Genomic DNA, 17,207 nt, shown 5'->3' with positions numbered 1-17,207 from the left:
GTGCACATGGACCTTCTCGTCGTCGGCGGCGGACCCGCCGGCCTGGCCACGGCCCTGCACGCGGCCCGGGCGGGTCTCGACGTCACCGTCTGGGAGCAGCGGGCCGGTACCGTCGACAAAGCGTGCGGCGAGGGCCTGATGCCGGGCGCCGTCGCCGCGTTGGCGGCACTGGGCGTGCATCCGCCGGGGCACGACCTGCGGGGCATCCGCTACGTCGCCGGGCGGCGCCGGGTCGACGCCCACTTCACAGCGGGCACGGGGCGCGGAGTGCGGCGTACGACCCTGCACGCGCTGCTGCGCGAGGTGGTGCTGGCAGCAGGCGTACGCATCGACCGGCGCACCGCGCGGCACGTCGCGCAGGACCAGGACGGGGTGGTGGTCGACGGCATCCGCGCCGGCCACCTCGTAGCGGCGGACGGCCTGCACTCGCCGATCCGCCGCGGCCTCGGGCTGGACCGGCGGCGCCGGTACCGTCCGCGGCACGGGTTGCGGCGCCACTACACGCTCACCCCCTGGAGCGACCACGTCGAGGTGCACTGGGCCCGCGAAGCGGAGGCCTATGTGACCCCGGTGGCCGACGACCTCGTGGGCGTCGCGGTGCTCACCACCGCCCGCCGGCCGTTCGACGACCACCTCGCCGCCTTCCCCGAGTTGCGGGAGCGGCTGGCCGGGGCCGGTCTCGCCGGACCGGTACGGGGAGCAGGCCCGCTCCGCCAGGTCGCGAGCGCGCGCACAGCCGGCCGGGTGCTGCTCGTGGGCGACGCCGCCGGGTACGTCGACGCCCTGACCGGCGAGGGCATCGCGCTGGCGCTCGCCCAGGCGCCTGCCGCGGTACACGCCGTCATCAGCGGTGACCTGGCGGCCTACGAGCGGGAGTGGCGGCAGCTCACCCGGCGCTACCGCTGGCTGACGCACGCGCTCCTCGGCGCGACGCGGACGCTCCCGGCCCGGGCGGCGCTGGTGCCCGTCGCGCAACGGCTGCCGTGGTTGTTCTCCACGACCGTCGGCATGCTGGCCCGCCCGGTGGGCGAGCCGGCCGAGTCGGATCGACCGACCCAGTAGCGGGGACCGTCGGCCCGGGAACGAACCAGGCAGCCGTACGCCCAGAGCGGGGTCGATGATGAGCCGTGGGTGCCACGCGTGGGACCGGTCAGGCCGGCGGCTGCCCTGCGCCGCCGACTCGGTTGCCGCCGCCGCACCCGCAACCCTTGCCGCCGACTGGGCTGCCGCTTGCGGCGCCCGCAGCCGCCACCCCCATGACACACACGGGCGCGGCACGGCACCTCGACTCGCCACACCGAGGGTGGCACCGTAAACCGTCATGAAGCGGAGCGAATCAGGGCAAACAGCGGGATCGGTGCGCTGGAGGCTCGTCCTGGCCAGCACCACCATGCTGTTCGTCGAGCTGGCGCTGATCAGATGGGCGGGCGCCAACGTCGTCCACCTCAGCTACTTCTCGAACTTCATCCTGCTGGGGTCGTTCCTAGGCATCGGCATCGGGTTCCTGATCCCCGCGGCACGCGGACAGTGGCTCAAACGCTGGACACCGCTTCCGCTCGCGCTCCTGGTCATCCTGGTGCGCGAGTACCCCGTGCAGGTGCGCCAGAGCAGCAGCGAGGTCCTCTACTTCACCGCCGTGAAGACCACCGGCCTTCCCGAGTGGGTGACGCTGCCGGCCATCTTCCTGCTGACGGCGGTGATCATGGCGGGGATCGGGAAGATCACCGCGGATTTCTTCCGCCTGCTTCCCTCGCTCGACGCCTACCGCTACGACCTGCTCGGCAGCATCACCGGCTCACTCTCCTTCGCCGCGCTGTCCTGGCTGCGCGCCCCCTCGGTCGTATGGGGCGTACTCGCCGCCGCGGCCCTGCTGGTCCTCGGTGGACGCCGCAACACCCTGCTGTACGGCATTCCCCTCACGGCGATGGTCGCCGCGCTGTTCCTGGAGACGACGACGAGCGGCATCTCCTGGTCGCCGTACTACAAGATCGAGCTCAGACCCTCGCCGACCACCACCCGGACCTGGTACATCTCCGCCAACGGCGTCCCCCACCAGAGCACAGCCCCGCGCCCGGTGCTGATGCGGGAGGACTCGCCCTACCGTGAGGCGTACGACCAGACGCCACGCAACCCGCACAAGCGCGTGCTGATCATCGGGGCGGGCAACGGCAACGACGTCACGGTCGCACTCGCGTACGGAGCGGAGCGCGTGGACGCGGTCGAGATCGATCCACGGCTGCAGGAGATCGGCGCGCACCTGCATCCCGCGAGGCCGTACGACGACCCGAGGGTGCACGTGCACATCGACGACGGGCGCGCCTTCCTGGAGCGGACCAAGACCAAGTACGACCTGATCGTCCTGGCCCTGCCGGACTCGCTGACACTGGTCTCCGGTGCGAGCAACCTGCGTCTGGAGAGCTACCTCTTCACCCGGCAGGCCTTCGAGGCCGCGCGCGACCACCTGGCGCCGGACGGCGCGTTCGCCATGTACAACTACTACCGCGAGAGCTGGCTGGTCGACCGCTTCGCCGGAACCCTCGACGACGTCTTCGGCCACGCCCCCTGCATGACGACGTTCAAGAGGAACGCGGCCGTGCTGGTGGCCGGGATGACGCCCGCCGACCAGTCCTGCGCGACGACCTGGCAGCCCAGCGGCGCGGTCCCGGCGGCCGCGAGCGACGACCACCCCTTCCCGTACCTGCTGCACCGCAGCATCCCCACGCTCTACCTGGGTGCTTTGGGCGCGATCCTTCTGGTGACGCTCCTGTCGGTGCGCCTGACCGGGGTACGCGTCCGCAGCACGCTCCGCTACACCGACATGTTCCTGCTCGGTGCGGCCTTCATGCTGCTCGAAACGAAGAACGTGATCGGCTTCGCCCTCTACTTCGGTACGACCTGGCTGGTCAACGCCCTCGTCTTCTTCGGGGTCCTGGTCGCCGTCCTCGCGGCGGTCGAGGTCCGGCGCAGGCTGCGGAGGGTCAAACAACTGCTGTTGCAACTGATGCTGTTCGGTTCCCTCGCGGTGGTCTGGCTCGTCCCCGCGGGCGCCGTGCTGTCGCTGCCCTACCCCGCGCGGCTCGCCGCCGCCATCGCCCTGGCCTTCACGCCCATCTTCTGCGCCAACCTCGTCTTCTCGGACCGCCTCGCTCTCGCCCCGGACCCGACCTCCGCGTTCGGCGCGAACCTGCTGGGCGCGATGACAGGGGGCGCGATCGAGTACCTGGCCCTGGTGACGGGCTATCAGACACTGCTCCTGGTCGTCGCCGCCCTGTACCTCGGGGCATACGTCGCCATGCGCCTCGCGGGGCGGGAACGGGCGGTGACCTGACGGAAAAGCGCACGGGTGGCGGCTGTGCGAGGGCTGGTACGACCACCCCCCACGCGTGCCGCCGCAGCCGCGGGTGCGGGCGGTGAACCGGACCGGTCCGGTCGGAGTCTTCGCTCCTCACATGGGCGGGGCAGGGCGGGGCACCCGTGTAGCCGTCCACCAGCGAAAGGAATCGATCATGGTAATCGCCGCCGTCATTGCTGTCTGTGTGGTCCTGGCCGTCCTGGCCTTCCTCGTCCCCCGTCTCTCCCGCCACCCGGAGCGCGGCACGCAACGCACGCTCGGTGCCGGGGCGCGGGCCGGTGGCAAGGCGCCCGGCGTATTGGGCCGGCTCTTCAGCAAGCCCTTCCACACCAGTTCGCGCGCGGTGAGCCGCAGCGGTTCGGCAGGTCGCCGCTCGCGCGGCCGCATGCCCTTCTGACCGGCTGTGCGAGCGAGCGGGGAGCCTGGTGATGAACGCCGAAGACGCGGACAAGCTGCTCGACGGGCTGACCGTGGATGCCAGTCGACAAGAGCAGCCGATCGTCCTGGACGCAGACGGACGTCCCATCCGGACCTGGCGGGAGAACCATCCGTACGACCGCAAGGTGAGGCGCAAGGAATACGAGCGGACCAAGCGCATCCTGCAGATCGAACTGCTGAAGCTCCAGCGGTGGGTCAAGGACACCGGCGCACGCCTGGTCGTCGTGTGCGAGGGACGTGACGCGGCGGGCAAGGGCGGCACCATCCAGCGGCTCATGGAGCGGCTCAACCCCCGCGGCGCCCGCGTGGTCGCCCTGGACAAGCCCACCGAACGCGAGGTGGGGCAGTGGTACTTCCAGCGGTACATCGCGCATCTGCCGACGGCCGGGGAGATCGTCTTCTTCGACCGCTCCTGGTACAACCGGGCCGGCGTGGAGCGCGTGATGGGGTACTGCTCCAAAGACCAGTACGAGCTGTTCCTCGACCAGTGCCCGGCCTTCGAGCGGATGCTGGTCGACGACGGCATCCTGCTGGTGAAGTTCTGGTTCTCCGTCTCCCGCTCCGAGCAGCGCACGCGCTTCGCGATCCGGCAGGTCGACCCCGTGCGCCAGTGGAAGCTCTCGCCCACCGACCTGGCCTCGCTGGACCTCTGGGACGACTACACCGAGGCGAAGGTCGACATGTTCCGTGCCACGGACACCGCCCATGCCCCCTGGACCGTCGTCAAGAGCAACGACAAGCGGCGCGCCCGGCTGGAGACCATGCGCAGTCTGCTGTCACGTATCGACTACGCCAGCAAGGACCACGAGGCGGTCGGCAGACCCGACCCCCTCATCGTCGGCGCGGCCGACACCCTGTTGGAGCCCGGTGAGGAGGACACCACACTGTCGCCCACTCCGTTGTCCCCCGTGGCCGAGGGGCCCGGCACGCACCCGGGGACCGACTGACGGTGTCCCGAGCAGGCCCCGCCCATCCGATGACCCGAGCAGGCCCCGCCCATCCGATCCGATGAGGCGGGGCCTGCGTCGTCACTGAGCGGAGGACCGAGCGGGCGCGCGCCGTTCCGTGCGGTGGTCGTAGTACGCCCAAACGGTCACCGCCACCACGGCAGTCACTCCGACCGCCAGAACCCGCACGGCGCCACTCGTCAGGAAGGCGACCAGACCGGTGAGCCCCCCTCCGCACAGCATGATCACGCGGCTGACGAAGCGGTTCTCGGGCGGCTGGGGATCCTCGCGGTCCTTGAGGTCACGCAGGGCGTCACGAGCAGGATGTGCGGAACCCCGCCGGGCGCGGGCGCGGTAGGTCAGCCCGTAGCTGATCAGCGCGTACAGCGTGAGTGCGCCCAGGACCCAGAGCCAGACGTAGGGGTCGTCATTCGATCCTCGCGCCAGGTGCATGACACTTCGTCCCCTCCAGAGGGCTGCATCGGTGAGTTTTCACCGGTGAGCAGAAGTCAACCGCTGCTGCGGCCGTGCCCGTCGCTGCCGGCATCGGGATCGCTGTCGGTCCCGGGATCGGCGGGACGGAAGCACGCCATCACCGTCTTGCCGTGCCGCTGGCACCTCATCCCCCACTCGTCGGCGAGCTTGCGAACGATCGCCACTCCGCGGCCGGAGACTTCCTCCGGCTTCGGTTCGCGCTGGCGCGGCAGCGACGGGTCCTCGTCGTGGACGCTCACGTGAAGGCAGTCGCCGTCCCACGTGAGGACCAGGTGCGCGTCGCTGTGCGCGTGGATGTGCGCGTTGGTGATCAGTTCGGACACCGCCAGCACGATGGTGTCCACCGTGTCCGGCTCGGCGGCGGCCCAGGGCAGGGTCCTCAAGCGCCCGCGAGTCCACTCCCGCCCGGCGCGCACTCCCTCGGACATGGGAAACGAGTGCGCCCACCCCATCGCCTTCACCGCCACCCCGGCCACCTCTCCTTAGGTCTCACACGCACGCTCGCGCACGAATCGTGTACCCGGCGCCCGTCCTGACAGACATGGGCGTCTGCGGCGTTGCGGCGCGGCGGAGCCGATTGCGGTGCTTTCGCCGCGCGACGATGCTGACCGAGTGGTTCGAGTTCGCTCGCTTCTCTGTCGCCGCGCCCTTCGTACGGGTTATGTACGTGGGAATTACGCGATCCGTGCGGTCAACCAATAGAATCCGGGGCGGAGGTGCTTCGTGTCCGAGTTGTTCGACGCGGTCGACGCGCTGGTCGCGTCCCGCGCTCCGCTGCCGCCGGTGGAAGAGCGCAAGCGGCTGCGCCAGGCCCACGGTCTGACGCTGGAACAAGTGGCCGCCGCACTGAAGGTGCGGCGGGCGACGGTGTCCGGCTGGGAGTCGGTCAGGAAGCCGACCGAGCCGCGCGGCCCGGAACGCGAGGCATACGCGCGGCTGCTGAACAAGCTCGCGGAGCTCTACCCGGCGCCCGCCGTCGCCCAGCCGCCCGAGCCCTCCGCCTACACCGGCCACCCCGTCCCGGCGGAACCTGACCCGTCCGCGGGGCCGCCCCCGGACGCCGCGGACGTGACGGCACAGGAGAACGCCCAGACCACCCCGGCCCCTGACGCCCGGACCACCCCGGCCCTTGCCCCTGCCCCTGCCCCTGCCCCCGCCGTCCCGGCCGAGCCACCCCCGGCCCGTACCGCCAGGAGCACGTCGCCAGCGACATCGCGCCGCCCCGGCGCGCGGAAGGCGCCACCGGCCGCCACCCCCGCGACCGGCGCCGACCCGCGCTTCGAGAACGGCCCGCTCGCGGTCGTCGACATCGACGCCGATGGGCAGGTGCTGGCGTACTGCACCGGCGGCCTGGTCCTGGACGTGCCCGCCAAAAGCATTCCAACCCTGGTGGACTGGACGCTGAAGGAGGCGAAGCTCGGCCAGCCGAAGCTGTCCGGCCCGGGCAAGGACGCCGACCCGCTGCTCGTGCTCACCGAGTCCGCGCTGGCGCGCTACGGCCTGCCGGTCACCCTGAGCGAGGAGGAGCGGCACGCCGGTCGCATCCCGGAGGACCACAAGGTCATCAAGCAGCTCGCGCGGGCCGACTGGAAGCTCACCAAGCGCGGGTTCGGGCCGTGGGCTCGGATCTACCGCCCCGCCACCGGCTCGGAGCGGGCATGCGTGCAGCTGTGCATCCCCTCCTGGCACGCGCTCGACGCCCGTCACTGGGGTCAGGCCGCTCAGCTCCCGCCGGCGGAACTGGCCCGGATCCTGGGCGTGTACGCGGCCCGGGTGATGACGCCCCGCGGCTCCACGGCCGTCACCGGCCTGGAGCTGATGACCGCGCTGCACCCGCCGACCCGCGCCTCCGAGCCCGACGCCGACGGCAGGCGGCACTCCGAGCACAACCCCGGCTCGCTGGGCCGGGACCCGGTCGACTGCGCTCCGTGCGAGGCCCCGGACGGCCACCCGCTGCTCACGGACCTGCCGCGCTTCCACGTGCGCGGCCCCGGCGAGAAGTTGTTCGAGGAGGCGTACGACTGGGCGCGGTCGATGACCGACGACGAATGCATGCGCCGCAGCCTGGTCGGCATCGACGTGAACATGGCCTTCGCCGCCGGCGCCAACGGCCTGGTCGTCGGCCTCGGTGAGCCGACGCACGTCAAGGCGCCGGAGTTCGATGCGAAGCTGCCCGGCTCGTGGCTGGTGGATTTGTCCCACGTCGACCTGTCCCGGGTGAAGGTCGGCAAGGACACGTGGGCGGACCTGGACGGCGACCTGCTGCCCAGCCCGTTCACGCCGAAGGGCGAGCGGCCCGAGGGCCCGGCCTGGTACGCCACGCCCACCGTCGCCTACGCGGTGGAACTCGGGTACGACGTCCGGCCGATCGAGGCGTGGGTGCGCTACGACAACGGCCGCTACCTGGACGGTTGGTACAACCGCCTCCGGGACGCCTACCTAGCCACGATGGCCGACCTCGGCGTGCACGCGGACATGACGCCGGCCGACTTCCTGGCGGCCATGGACGGTTACCGGGAGCGTGACCCCCAGTTGGCGATCGTCGTCTCGGCGATCAAGGCGACGGTCAAGGGCGGTCTCGGCAAACTGCGCGAGCGGCCCCGGGGGGAGGGCTGGCGGCCCGGCCGGCCGTGGCGGGCGCTGTCCCGCCCCACGTGGCGGCCGGACATCCGCGCGGCGGTCATCTCCCGCACGCGGATCAACCTCCACCGGAAAATCGTCAAGCATGCGGCGTTCACCGGGCAGTACCCGGTGGCGATCCTCTCCGACTGCGTCGTGTACGCGGCCGACGGCGCCGGCCCGCTCGACTTCCTGCCCTACCGGGACGGCAAGCCCCTGCCCGGAGGCTTCAAGCTCGGTGTCAACCCGGGCCTGGTCAAGCACGAGGGCACCCAGAGCGTCCTGTGGGGCGAAGAGGTCCGCGAGCGGTTCGACGCCCCCGAGCTCAACCTCGCCCGGTACATCAAGGACGGCACCGTCACCGACATCGACAACGGGGAGTAGCAGGCGATGAGCACGTTCGAGGACGGCCTGGACGCCGCGGTGGAGAAGGCGTTCACCCGCCCGGCGCCCAAGAGCGCGCCCGCGCAGATGCGGTACCTCGTCAGGCAGCTCAAGGGCACCCGACCCGTCGCCCAGATGCTGCGCATCTCCCAGCGCACCGTCGAACGGTACGTGAAGGACCAGATCAAGAGACCGCGCCCTGACCTCGCCGCGCGCCTGGAGCGCGAGGTGAAGAAGCGGTGGCAGCCGCAGATCCGCGCCAAGGCCCGGCAGAAGGCGGCGACCACGGGTGGCATCGTCATCGACACCCGTGCCCGGATCGGCTACACCGCGCCGATCGGCACGACCGACGAGGACCGGCTCCGGCATCTCACCGTGGCGCTGCCGCCGCAGTACGCCGCTCGTCTCTTCGAAGCTCAGGAGCAGGGCGTCGGCGAACAGCGTCTGAGGGAGATCGCGGCCGAGGGGCTCAAGGAGGTCTACTTCCAGGACAGCGGCCGCCGCGCCGGCCAACTGGAGGAGGTGCGCTTCACCGACATCCAGCACCTCGAGTTCGACCTGTAGGCCACGCGGATCGCGCTCACGGGCTCCGAAGCCCGAGTCCTTGGCCGTGTACGGTTGCTGCCTCCCGCACCCTAAGTCTTCTGGCGTTCCGGGCGGAGGTCAGAACCCCGGCGTAGCGGTCAGGCGGTGCGGCAGAGAGCCGCTGGGCCCACTGCCGTCGAGATGCGGGCCACGGACGGGCAGGGCGGGGCGGGGCGGGCGGTGGCCGCGGCCTGCGAGTGGTTCCGGGTGAAGACGAGGAGGCGCAGTACCGCGAACCGCCCGACACCGATGAGTGCGGAGGCGGTCAGGTAGACGGCCTGCTCGAGCATCGCACCGGGTGCCGCCACCAGTTGGTGCAGGACGAGCATCGCCGCGCAGGTCATCGCGTACGCGGCCACTGCGGACCCGGCCGACTGCGCATGCTGGCGCCACGTCGCGTGCCGGCCTGCGCCGAACGTGAAGCGGGCGTGCAGCTCCGTGGCGAGGAGCGTGGAAACCGCGGTGATCAGGGCGTTTGCGGCGGCCCAGGGAATCCAGGAGGCGACGGCCGCCACGGCGAAGCTGGAGGCGAGCCCCACTCCGCCACCGCAGAGCACGAAGCGGGCGAAGGCCGTGAAGGCGCCGGGTGCCGCCTGCTGCCGTCTCTGCGCTGTCTCCATGATTCGCTCCCCCTGTTCGCTCACTCCGCGAAACGCGCACCTGTCGACCCGTGAGGCCTTCAGTTCGCGTTTCCTCTATTAGAAACGCTACGTTGCATTCATGGATGTGGCAATGTATTTGTTGCATGGGAGAGACGTAAGTGCAGGTGGGTTCGCTAAAATCATTGCAATGACTTCACTGTAAAGCAACAGGTGTTGCTCCTGCTGGTTGCAATGAGTTGACGTGAAGGCTATGCCTGAGGTGCTGCTCGGCCCGTCAGCGGATCATGAGTTGGCAAGCTCACCCTCCTCCGTCTCACCCCACCCGCCCGCCCGCGAAGCGAAGCATCCCGGACCGGCGTCGCCTCAGGGCACAGCGACCAGCACGCGCCCCCGGTCGCCGGAATCCACGTGGTTGTGGGCCCGGGCGATGTCCTGGAGGGAGTAGCGGGCGACGGCGGGAGCGGTGAGGGCGCCGACGGCGGCGGCAGCGGTGAGGTCGCGGGCGGCCTGCCGTTTCGCCTCGGCCGGAAAGTCGTCGCTGCCGATCAGGCGGAGCGTGACGTTGTTGAACAGCAGCGGCCAGAAGGGGATGCCGGTGCGGTCGGCGCGGGTGGCGTACGCGGAGATGACTGCCTCGTTGGCGGCGACGGCGTTGTCCAGGTCGGCGTTGTCGGACAGGGAAACCTCGACGATGCGGTCGACGCCCCGGGGCGCGTGGGCGCGGATCGCAGCTGCCGGATCATCCTGGTCCAAGGCGACGGTGTGGGACACCACGGCCGGGTCCACACGGCCGAGGTCGGCGCCGTGACGGACGGTGGCGAGCACTGTCGCTCCGCCCCAGCGGGCGAGTTGGGCGGCCAATGAGCCGACGCCGCCGAGGACGCCGTGCACCAGGACGGTCCTGCCGTCGACGGGGCCGTCGGCGAAGACCGCGCGGTGGGCGGTGATGCCGGGGATGCCGAGGCAGGCGCCGACGTCGTCCCCGAGGTGGTCGGGCAGGGGGACGGCCTGGTGGTCGGGGACCACGGTGTACTGGGCGGCCGTGCCGAAGGGACGGTAGGACTGGGCGCCGTACACCCACACCCGCTGTCCGAGGCGGCCGGCGTCGACCCCGTCCCCGACCGCGTCGACGACACCGGCGGCGTCGCTGTGCGGGACGACCCGGGGGTAGGGCATGGTCGAGCCGAGCCAGCCACGTCGCTTCTTGGTGTCTCCGGGGTTCACGCCCGAGACGGTGACGCGGATGCGGACCTCGCCGGGGCCGGGGACGGGGTCGGGCAGTTCGCCGACGTGGAGGACGTCTGCTGCGGGGCCTTGTTCGTCGTACCAGGACGCAAGCATCGGGATCTCCGTTACCGGTCGGCTCGAGGGGGTTTTCGATCGTAGAAGCGCCCTCGGCAGCCGCCCCGGCGCCGTGCCTCAGAAGCCGGTTCCGCAGCCACTCGAAGGCCGGCCGATCCGAGGCGTCCCGTGCGACCGGCTCGCCCTCCAGGGATGTCGCGTCCGGCAACGGCACGCGCCCGGCCTCGATCCCCGAAACCCGCGCCGAAACCCGAACCTGCCTGGGGCGGCCGGCGGGGCCACGGGCCTCGCCCGGGAAGGGGCCGGCCGAGGGCGGTGTGTCTGCTTGCGATGGCGGGGCGACCGGCTGTTTCTCGCCGGTGACTCGGCCAGGCGGCGGGGAGAGGGCGCCGGGAGGTGGGCGTCAGGGGCTCAACCCGCCGGCCTCGGGGGCGCTGTAGTGCCGCCGACAGGGATGCCGAGCCGGTCTGCCACGGTGGTGAGGGCGGGCCCCAGCGGGAGCGATACCCGGGTGACGGCGTGCCGGTCGCCCCGGGTCGCGTCCCGGTTGACGATCAGTACGGGCTTCCCGGCCCGGGCCGCCTGGCGGACGAAGCGGAGCCCGGACATCACCGTCAGCGAGGAGCCCAGGACCAGCAGCGAGGTCGCCTCACGGACCCGCTCGCGGCAGTGCTCGACCCTCCGCGGCGGAACGGCTTCGCCGAAGAACACCACGTCCGGTTTGAGGATGCCGCCGCAGACCCCGCAGGGCACGACGCGGAAGTCCCCGACCTGGTCGTCGGTGAGGTCGGCGTCACCGTCCGGGTTGATACCGGCAGCCACCGGCGCGAAGCCCGGATTGGCCTCCGCCAGCCGCTGCGCGAGTTCGCGGCGCGGGCTGAGCGCGCCGCAGGAAAGGCAGACGACCCGCGCCAGGCTGCCGTGCAGTTCCACGACGTCCTCGCTGCCCGCCGCCTGGTGCAGGCCGTCGACGTTCTGGGTGATGACACCCGCGAGCAGGCCGTGCTGTCCGAACGCCGCCACCGCCAGGTGCCCGGCGTTGGGACGGGCGCGGCCGAAGGTGCGCCAGCCGAGGTGGCTGCGCGCCCAGTACCGGCGCCGGGCATGCGCGCCGGCGGTGAAGTCCTGGTAGGTCATCGGGGTGTGCCGGCTCAGACTCCCGCCCTCGCCCCGGTAGTCGGGGATGCCCGACTCCGTGGAGATGCCCGCCCCGCTGAGCACCAGCACACCGCCGCTGCTCAGCGCATCGGCGACCGGCTCCAGATCAGTGGTGCCCGGCGGCAGGTCCGCGGTCGGGGTCCAGCTCACAGTGGGGCGCATGCGCATGCCGTCAGGGTACGGAACGGTCGCCCCGATGCGGCTGCGCCGTCGACCGGACCGGCACTACCCCGCATCAGAAGGGCGACCGTACCGCGGGCGGGGCGGATGAGCGCGGCCGGGCCGCTCGTCCGCCCTGGTGTGGCCGACCAGGGATTGCTCGAGGTCGTGTACGAGAGGCGCAGCGGGCTCAGCGGCCCGGGTGCTGGACGGCCCGCCAAGCTGTACCGGCGCTCGGACCGGCAGGTCAGCGTCGGTCTGCCGGAGCGGCACTACAAGCTGTCCGGGCGGTTGCCGGCCCGCGCGGTGGAGGAGGCCGACGCGACGGGGGAACCGGTCCGCACCGTGCTGCACCGCGAGGCGACGGAACTGGGCGAGGAACTGGGCGCACGGGAAGCGGCCGACGTGCTGGACCTGCTGGAGCGGCACGGTTTCGAGCCGCGTCGGGAGGCGGGCCGGTGCCTGAAACCCTGGGAGCGGGACAGACGGTCAGGCAGCGGCGGGTGGCCATCGCACGCCGCTGCCTGACGAGAGCGACGGAGGTGGGCGATGCGTGCATTGACGGTGCGGCCGGACGCCAAGGACTCCCTGGAGGTGAGGGATGTGCCTGACCCCGTCCCGGCCGCGGACGAGCTGGTGGTGGAGGGCCTGGCGGTGGGAGTGTGCGGAACGGACAAGGAGATCGTCCGAGGCGAGTACGGCTGGGCCCCGCCAGGCCGTGAGTGGCTGGTTCTGGGGCACGAGTCCCTCGGGCGGGTACGGCAGGCGCCACGCGGAAGCGACTTCTCGGCCGGTGACCTCGTCGCCGGGGTGGTGCGCCGCCCGGACCCCGAGCCGTGCGGGGCCTGTGCCCGCGGGGAGTTCGACATGTGCCGCAACGGCCGTTACACCGAACGCGGCATCAAGGAGATCGACGGATACGGCGCCGAGGCGTGGTGCGTGGAGGCCGGCTACGCGGTGAAGCTGGAGCCGCATCTGGACCGGGCCGGTGTGCTCATGGAACCGACCACCGTGGTGGCCAAGGCATGGGAGCAGGTCGAGCGTGTCGGTGCCCGTTCGTGGTTCGAGCCACAGCGTGTCCTGGTGACCGGTGCGGGGCCCATCGGTCTGCTGGCCGCCCTCCTGGGCACCCAGCGCGGACTGGACGTGCACGTGCTCGACCGGGTGACCGAGGGGTCCAAGCCCACCCTGGTACGGGACTTGGGCGCCACCTACCACGCGAAGGACGTCGAGCAGGTCGTCTCCGCCCTGTGCCCGGACGTCATCATCGAAGCCACCGGCGCGAACGAGCCGGTGCTCGCTTCTCTGACCGGCACCGCGCCCTACGGAGTGGTGTGCCTGACCGGGGTCTCACCCGTCGGCCGCAAAATGACCGTGGACACGGGCGCCGTCAACAGGGAGATCGTGCTGCAGAACGACGCGGTGGTGGGCTCGGTCAACGCCAACCTGCGTCACTACCGACAGGCTGCCGACGCGCTGGCCAAGGCCGACCTGTCGTGGCTCGAGCGCGTGATCACCCGGCGGGTGCCGCTGGAGCGCGCAACGGAGGCGTTCACGCCGCAACCGGACGACGTCAAGGTAGTCATCGAGCTCTAGACGGCGAGATGCGAAGGGAAGGTACAGGATGTCTCACGACACTGCTCCCTTGGTGGTGGTCATGGGCGTGTCAGGCTCAGGGAAGACCACGGTGGGCCGGTTGCTGGCACAGCGTCTCGGTGTTCCTTACGCCGAGGGGGACGACTTCCACCCCGCAGCCAACGTGGAGAAGATGCGGGCCGGTCATCCTCTGGATGACGACGACCGCCGCCCCTGGCTGGAAGAGATCGCACGGTGGCTGACCGGCCATGCGGACAGCGGAGGGGTGGTGACATGCTCCGCGCTGAAGCGGCGCTATCGTGACCGGCTGGCTTCCGCCGTGCCCCATGTGTTCTTTCTTCACCTCGACGGCTCGCCCGAGTTGATCGCCGCACGCATCACCGCCAGGCAGGGCCACTTCATGCCGCCCGCCCTGCTCCGCACCCAGTTCGCCGACCTCGAACCCATGGGCGAGGACGAACCGGGCGCGGCCATCCCGATCGACGGTACGCCGGAGGAGACAGCCGCTCTCGCTCATGCCGCCGTCATCTCCCCCTGAGCCGCCTCGGCACCGGCATCTCTTCCGCACGCCGACCGCCCTGCCGGAGCTCGGCGCGATCACGGAGCTGATCCTGGTCAGCGCCCTCTCCGACCGGCCCGCGGACGTCTGTGTCCGCCCCGGTGCGCCGCCGGCCATCGGAATCGGGCTGTGGGCACTCGACAAGGCGGTGCTGAAAGTGCGCGGCGAGGGGTGAGCCGCAGAGATCGCCCAACGGGCCCTGCAAGCCACCCCTCGGCCGCCGCGCCGGCGTCTTGAGCTCGAAGTCTCGGACGTTGGTGACATTGCCCGGCCTCTCGCAATCCCTGTGTTCTGCAGACCCGTTGGGCCCTTGACCATTTGACTTTGCTTTCTCTTTGCGATTGGCTGCGGACCTGACCTTCATGATCCGGGGGATCCGCATGAACCGCGCAGTCCGCGCCGCCGTCTGCTCCGTCGCCGTCACCGGCCTCGCACTCGGCCTCAGTTCCTGTACCGAGGCGGTCGACCAGGTCGACAAGGCAGTGAACGAGACGTACGAAGTCACCTACGAGGTCACCGGGAAGAACGTCGACTCGATCGAGTTCCACGGGGGCGGTGGCAAGGCCACGGAGCCGAAGATCGAGTCGGTGTCCAAGCCCGAGCTGCCCTGGACGAAGACGGTCACGCTGCGCGGCATCATGCCCGCCGCGGTCATGCCGGTCGCCGCGGACCCCGAAGGCGCCCAGATCACTTGCAAGATCACCTACAAGGGCAAGGTGCTCGAGGAACAGAGCGCCGAGGGCTTGGTGACTGCCGGTGGCTGCACCGCGGAGTCGCCGATCACGGGGTAATCACTGCCCGCAAGCTGTTGGCGCAGCCCGGAGGCTGCGCCGGCCAGCCGGTAAGACAGCTGACGGTGATGTCACCTGCCGAGCGCCACGCCGCTTTCCACCAGCGGACTTCGCGGCAGCCGCCCACGTCCCCAGAAGCTGCCCGCCCTGTCATCGGGTCCGCGCCTTGTCTCCCGCCGAGCCCTGCGCCCGCTCGTGGAGTGCGGGCCGGAAGCCCTGCGACCCGGGATGCAGGCCGCAGACTGTGTACTGCCCGTCGTCGAGCACCGAGGTCTTTCAGCCTGGTCGCACGACAACAGCCTGTAGTACTTCCATGCAGGCGAAACAGTGTTTGTCCGTCGCATTCTGACCGTGGGACTTCTCGCGTTTCTGTGCCCCACAGAGAGTGCTGCTTTTGTCGGTGGTCAGGACGTGCCACATGGGTTGTCCTGACGCGTCTGGGCCGCACCACATCTCGTGCACTATCGGCTCCCGCCTGTTCGGCAACAGAGAACACTGCCATTCGAGCACGGTGGAGTGCGGGCGGCGTGTCCTGTCGGCCAGGTGAGTGAGCATGCCGAAGGCGGATTCCAGGGCGTTGCCCTGTCGGCGCGGCTGTGGGGGACCGCGTGCGTTCTGTCAGGGGAGCGGAGGCCAAGGGTGGGTGCGGGGGTGCCGGAGACGGTGTGATCGAAGGCGGTGCCGGGGACGACCTCCTCGTAGAGTTCGATGAGCTGCCGGGCCGGTCGCCGTCTTCGTCCACCTTCATGGCGACCTCTCACCTCACCATGATTCATCACCGGTGATCCCTGAGGACGGGCCCTGGCATGCAGGGTCCTCTTGCGGCCCGACTTCCACGATCCGGACGTCCTGGGCGATCGGGTCTTCCGCCACCCTGGCCCGGTAGCGCTCGGCGCCGGCCAGGTCGAAGGTGTTGTACGTCGCCAAGGGGCTGCCCTCGTAGGTCCACTCCACGCGGTACTGCTCCGCCATCCTGCCCCCGCCCGCTCGCTTTGCCCGTCGGAACGCTGTCCGACCCAGACCGTACGCTGGCCGTCGTTCACACGACTCAGGAGGCACTCGCGTGGATCCCACGACCGCCCGCTTCATCTCGTCCGCCACGGCCCTGCCGGCCGCCGCGCTCGCGGCGCTGTACGAGGCGTTCCTGGAGCGGTGGCCCCAGGGCGGCCGCGAGGGCAGCCGGGCGGCGCGGGTGTCCGCCTCGGAGCACTCCTGGATCGACCACGCCGTCAGATCGGCGCTGCTCCTCCGTGCCGTCGAGCTGAAGCAGTTCCGCGCAAGCCTTCACTCGGACAGCTTGTCTGCTTGCGTCATTGCCGCACGAGCCGTGCACAAGCGCAAGAAACTGACCGAGGCTCAGTACCGCGCGCTCCTCGACCCCTTCACCGCGGCCGGTGTCCCGGTGCCCGACCGGGACAACCTCCAGGCGCAGGGCGGCACCTCGTGATGACCCCGACGGGGTCCGCGACGGCGTGCCGCAAGGATGATCCGATGATGCTCGCATGCCTCGAGCAGGTCAGTGGACCGGAGGGCAGGCCGTGAGCGGCGCGTCCGAGGTGCGCAGCTACCGGCTGCTGCGGGACGGGCGGGTGGCGCTGGAGATCCGCGGAGAGCCGGGGCTCCTGGTCAGCACCTCCGTTCCGCCGCCGCCTGCGGGAAATCCCCCGGTGACGCATTCGTTCGCGACTGCCCGCTTCCAGCTGGCTGAAGCCGAGGGGGAGCTCGGTGCGCTTCTGCGCGAGTCACCCGACCTCGATGCTTTCCTTGAGGCGGCCGACCGCGCGGGCTACCTGATCGAATTGATCGAGCCGGCAGGTGCCCAGGTGCGCCGGCCCTTGCCGGCCGCTGCCGCCGACGGCGCGACCGCGGTCACCGGCGGTACCGATCGGCTCGTCGCGGTGGGGCTCAGCCTGTTCGCGCAGTTCACAGCCGATCCGGTGGTGAACATCGTGGAACTGCCGGACGGATTGGGTGTCTGCCTCGTCCACGCCGTGCGCGGCGGCGGCAAAATCTACGTGGCACCCGACGAGTCGACGTTGTTCGTCGGTTCGGCGGTCGAATTCGATGCCGGGCTCGGCGCGTTCCGCGACGGCGTGCGTAACCCCATCAAGAAGGTGGACTCCTCGAGTATGGGCGCGGGGGAGTGATCCGGTGGCACGCGTGCGACCGACTCCGCCCGGCCACGGTCGCCTCGAGGGGAAGGGAACCGACGTCGGACAG

Annotated in this window: 18 protein-coding genes and 1 pseudogene; 13 read left to right on the top strand and 6 right to left on the bottom strand. The window is 70.8% G+C overall.

The genetic code is table 11. The annotated features are described in order from the left end of the window. The first annotated feature begins 6 nt into the window (after nucleotides 1–6). From ACWD1U_RS13295 to ppk2, 4 genes are all read left to right on the top strand, one after another. Nucleotides 7–1,062: an NAD(P)/FAD-dependent oxidoreductase gene (locus tag ACWD1U_RS13295; RefSeq protein ID WP_451107108.1), complete on the top strand. Its 1,056-nt coding sequence runs from the start codon at nucleotides 7–9 to the stop codon at nucleotides 1,060–1,062. Between the two features lie 295 nt (nucleotides 1,063–1,357). Next, nucleotides 1,358–3,328, top strand: coding sequence for a spermidine synthase (locus tag ACWD1U_RS13290; RefSeq protein ID WP_451107106.1), 1,971 nt, complete (start codon nucleotides 1,358–1,360; stop codon nucleotides 3,326–3,328). A 178-nt stretch (nucleotides 3,329–3,506) separates the two neighbouring features. After that, the gene (locus tag ACWD1U_RS13285) at nucleotides 3,507–3,749 is read left to right on the top strand and encodes a DUF6411 family protein (RefSeq protein WP_451107104.1); all 243 of its coding nucleotides are present in this window, start codon (nucleotides 3,507–3,509) and stop codon (nucleotides 3,747–3,749) included. 31 nt (nucleotides 3,750–3,780) lie between these two features. After that, a complete protein-coding gene (gene ppk2, locus ACWD1U_RS13280) occupies nucleotides 3,781–4,737 on the top strand; it encodes a polyphosphate kinase 2 (RefSeq protein ID WP_451107102.1) in 957 nt (318 codons plus the stop codon). Between the two features lie 81 nt (nucleotides 4,738–4,818). Here the strand turns inward: ppk2 and ACWD1U_RS13275 are convergent, their stop codons facing one another. Both ACWD1U_RS13275 and ACWD1U_RS13270 read right to left on the bottom strand, forming a co-directional pair. Then, the gene (locus ACWD1U_RS13275; RefSeq protein WP_451107101.1) at nucleotides 4,819–5,190 is read right to left on the bottom strand and encodes a hypothetical protein; all 372 of its coding nucleotides are present in this window, start codon (nucleotides 5,188–5,190) and stop codon (nucleotides 4,819–4,821) included. Between the two features lie 56 nt (nucleotides 5,191–5,246). Beyond that, nucleotides 5,247–5,699 (bottom strand): ATP-binding protein, encoded by a 453-nt coding sequence (locus ACWD1U_RS13270; RefSeq protein WP_451107099.1) that lies wholly within the window; start codon nucleotides 5,697–5,699, stop codon nucleotides 5,247–5,249. Nucleotides 5,700–5,955: 256 nt separating this feature from the next. Here ACWD1U_RS13270 and tap point away from each other — a divergent pair, with 256 nt between their 5' ends. Both tap and tpg read left to right on the top strand, forming a co-directional pair. Next, entirely contained in the window at nucleotides 5,956–8,235 is a 2,280-nt protein-coding gene (gene tap, locus ACWD1U_RS13265) for a telomere-associated protein Tap (protein ID WP_451107097.1), read from the top strand. A 6-nt stretch (nucleotides 8,236–8,241) separates the two neighbouring features. Next, on the top strand, nucleotides 8,242–8,799 hold the full coding sequence (tpg, locus tag ACWD1U_RS13260) for a telomere-protecting terminal protein Tpg (RefSeq protein WP_451107095.1): 558 nt from the start codon (nucleotides 8,242–8,244) through the stop codon (nucleotides 8,797–8,799). A 119-nt stretch (nucleotides 8,800–8,918) separates the two neighbouring features. Here tpg and ACWD1U_RS13255 read toward each other — a convergent pair whose 3' ends face one another. The 3 genes from ACWD1U_RS13255 to ACWD1U_RS13245 all read right to left on the bottom strand — a co-directional run bounded on the left by ACWD1U_RS13255 (nucleotide 8,919) and on the right by ACWD1U_RS13245 (nucleotide 12,050). Beyond that, the gene (locus ACWD1U_RS13255; RefSeq protein ID WP_451107093.1) at nucleotides 8,919–9,440 is read right to left on the bottom strand and encodes a hypothetical protein; all 522 of its coding nucleotides are present in this window, start codon (nucleotides 9,438–9,440) and stop codon (nucleotides 8,919–8,921) included. Nucleotides 9,441–9,785: 345 nt separating this feature from the next. Then, nucleotides 9,786–10,763 carry an NADPH:quinone reductase gene (locus ACWD1U_RS13250; protein ID WP_451107091.1) on the bottom strand — a complete coding sequence of 326 codons (978 nt, stop codon included), beginning with the start codon at nucleotides 10,761–10,763 and terminating at the stop codon, nucleotides 9,786–9,788. Nucleotides 10,764–11,135: 372 nt separating this feature from the next. Beyond that, nucleotides 11,136–12,050, bottom strand: a complete 915-nt coding sequence (locus ACWD1U_RS13245) for an NAD-dependent protein deacetylase (RefSeq protein ID WP_451107089.1) — start codon at nucleotides 12,048–12,050, stop codon at nucleotides 11,136–11,138. Between the two features lie 99 nt (nucleotides 12,051–12,149). Between ACWD1U_RS13245 and ACWD1U_RS13240 the strand changes: the two genes are divergently transcribed. From ACWD1U_RS13240 to ACWD1U_RS13220, 5 genes and pseudogenes are all read left to right on the top strand, one after another. After that, nucleotides 12,150–12,569, top strand: a complete 420-nt coding sequence (locus ACWD1U_RS13240) for a hypothetical protein (protein ID WP_451107087.1) — start codon at nucleotides 12,150–12,152, stop codon at nucleotides 12,567–12,569. Between the two features lie 21 nt (nucleotides 12,570–12,590). Then, the gene (locus ACWD1U_RS13235) at nucleotides 12,591–13,637 is read left to right on the top strand and encodes a glucose 1-dehydrogenase (protein ID WP_451107085.1); all 1,047 of its coding nucleotides are present in this window, start codon (nucleotides 12,591–12,593) and stop codon (nucleotides 13,635–13,637) included. 28 nt (nucleotides 13,638–13,665) lie between these two features. Next, complete coding sequence (locus tag ACWD1U_RS13230; protein WP_451107083.1) at nucleotides 13,666–14,175, top strand: gluconokinase; 510 nt, start codon at nucleotides 13,666–13,668, stop codon at nucleotides 14,173–14,175. Nucleotides 14,176–14,185: 10 nt separating this feature from the next. After that, a pseudogene (locus tag ACWD1U_RS13225) lies at nucleotides 14,186–14,371 on the top strand (amino acid permease); the annotation flags it as partial. 205 nt (nucleotides 14,372–14,576) lie between these two features. After that, on the top strand, nucleotides 14,577–14,987 hold the full coding sequence (locus ACWD1U_RS13220) for an MmpS family transport accessory protein (RefSeq protein WP_451107081.1): 411 nt from the start codon (nucleotides 14,577–14,579) through the stop codon (nucleotides 14,985–14,987). Nucleotides 14,988–15,749: 762 nt separating this feature from the next. On the opposite strand, the gene ACWD1U_RS13215 is transcribed toward ACWD1U_RS13220, so the two are convergent. Continuing rightward, on the bottom strand, nucleotides 15,750–15,959 hold the full coding sequence (locus tag ACWD1U_RS13215) for a hypothetical protein (RefSeq protein WP_451107079.1): 210 nt from the start codon (nucleotides 15,957–15,959) through the stop codon (nucleotides 15,750–15,752). Nucleotides 15,960–16,050: 91 nt separating this feature from the next. Here ACWD1U_RS13215 and ACWD1U_RS13210 point away from each other — a divergent pair, with 91 nt between their 5' ends. Beyond that, nucleotides 16,051–16,434 carry a hypothetical protein gene (locus ACWD1U_RS13210; protein WP_451107077.1) on the top strand — a complete coding sequence of 128 codons (384 nt, stop codon included), beginning with the start codon at nucleotides 16,051–16,053 and terminating at the stop codon, nucleotides 16,432–16,434. A gap of 91 nt (nucleotides 16,435–16,525) precedes the next feature. Further along, a complete protein-coding gene (locus tag ACWD1U_RS13205; RefSeq protein ID WP_451107075.1) occupies nucleotides 16,526–17,134 on the top strand; it encodes a hypothetical protein in 609 nt (202 codons plus the stop codon). The last annotated feature ends 73 nt before the right edge of the window (nucleotides 17,135–17,207 follow it).

This window comes from Streptomyces sp. NPDC002788, from assembly GCF_053592115.1.
This window is presented reverse-complemented; position numbering and strand designations above follow the sequence as displayed.

Coding starts and splice junctions, on each gene's coding strand:
- tpg (WP_451107095.1), top strand. CDS start 8,242: ATGAGCACGTTCGAGGACGGCCTGGACGCCGCGGTGGAGAAGGCGTTC.
- ACWD1U_RS13255 (WP_451107093.1), bottom strand. CDS start 9,440: ATGGAGACAGCGCAGAGACGGCAGCAGGCGGCACCCGGCGCCTTCACG.
- ACWD1U_RS13235 (WP_451107085.1), top strand. CDS start 12,591: ATGCGTGCATTGACGGTGCGGCCGGACGCCAAGGACTCCCTGGAGGTG.
- ACWD1U_RS13240 (WP_451107087.1), top strand. CDS start 12,150: ATGAGCGCGGCCGGGCCGCTCGTCCGCCCTGGTGTGGCCGACCAGGGA.
- ACWD1U_RS13285 (WP_451107104.1), top strand. CDS start 3,507: ATGGTAATCGCCGCCGTCATTGCTGTCTGTGTGGTCCTGGCCGTCCTG.
- ACWD1U_RS13245 (WP_451107089.1), bottom strand. CDS start 12,050: ATGCGCATGCGCCCCACTGTGAGCTGGACCCCGACCGCGGACCTGCCG.
- ACWD1U_RS13250 (WP_451107091.1), bottom strand. CDS start 10,763: ATGCTTGCGTCCTGGTACGACGAACAAGGCCCCGCAGCAGACGTCCTC.
- ACWD1U_RS13220 (WP_451107081.1), top strand. CDS start 14,577: ATGAACCGCGCAGTCCGCGCCGCCGTCTGCTCCGTCGCCGTCACCGGC.
- ACWD1U_RS13215 (WP_451107079.1), bottom strand. CDS start 15,959: ATGGCGGAGCAGTACCGCGTGGAGTGGACCTACGAGGGCAGCCCCTTG.
- ACWD1U_RS13230 (WP_451107083.1), top strand. CDS start 13,666: ATGTCTCACGACACTGCTCCCTTGGTGGTGGTCATGGGCGTGTCAGGC.
- ACWD1U_RS13295 (WP_451107108.1), top strand. CDS start 7: ATGGACCTTCTCGTCGTCGGCGGCGGACCCGCCGGCCTGGCCACGGCC.
- ACWD1U_RS13275 (WP_451107101.1), bottom strand. CDS start 5,190: ATGCACCTGGCGCGAGGATCGAATGACGACCCCTACGTCTGGCTCTGG.
- ppk2 (WP_451107102.1), top strand. CDS start 3,781: ATGAACGCCGAAGACGCGGACAAGCTGCTCGACGGGCTGACCGTGGAT.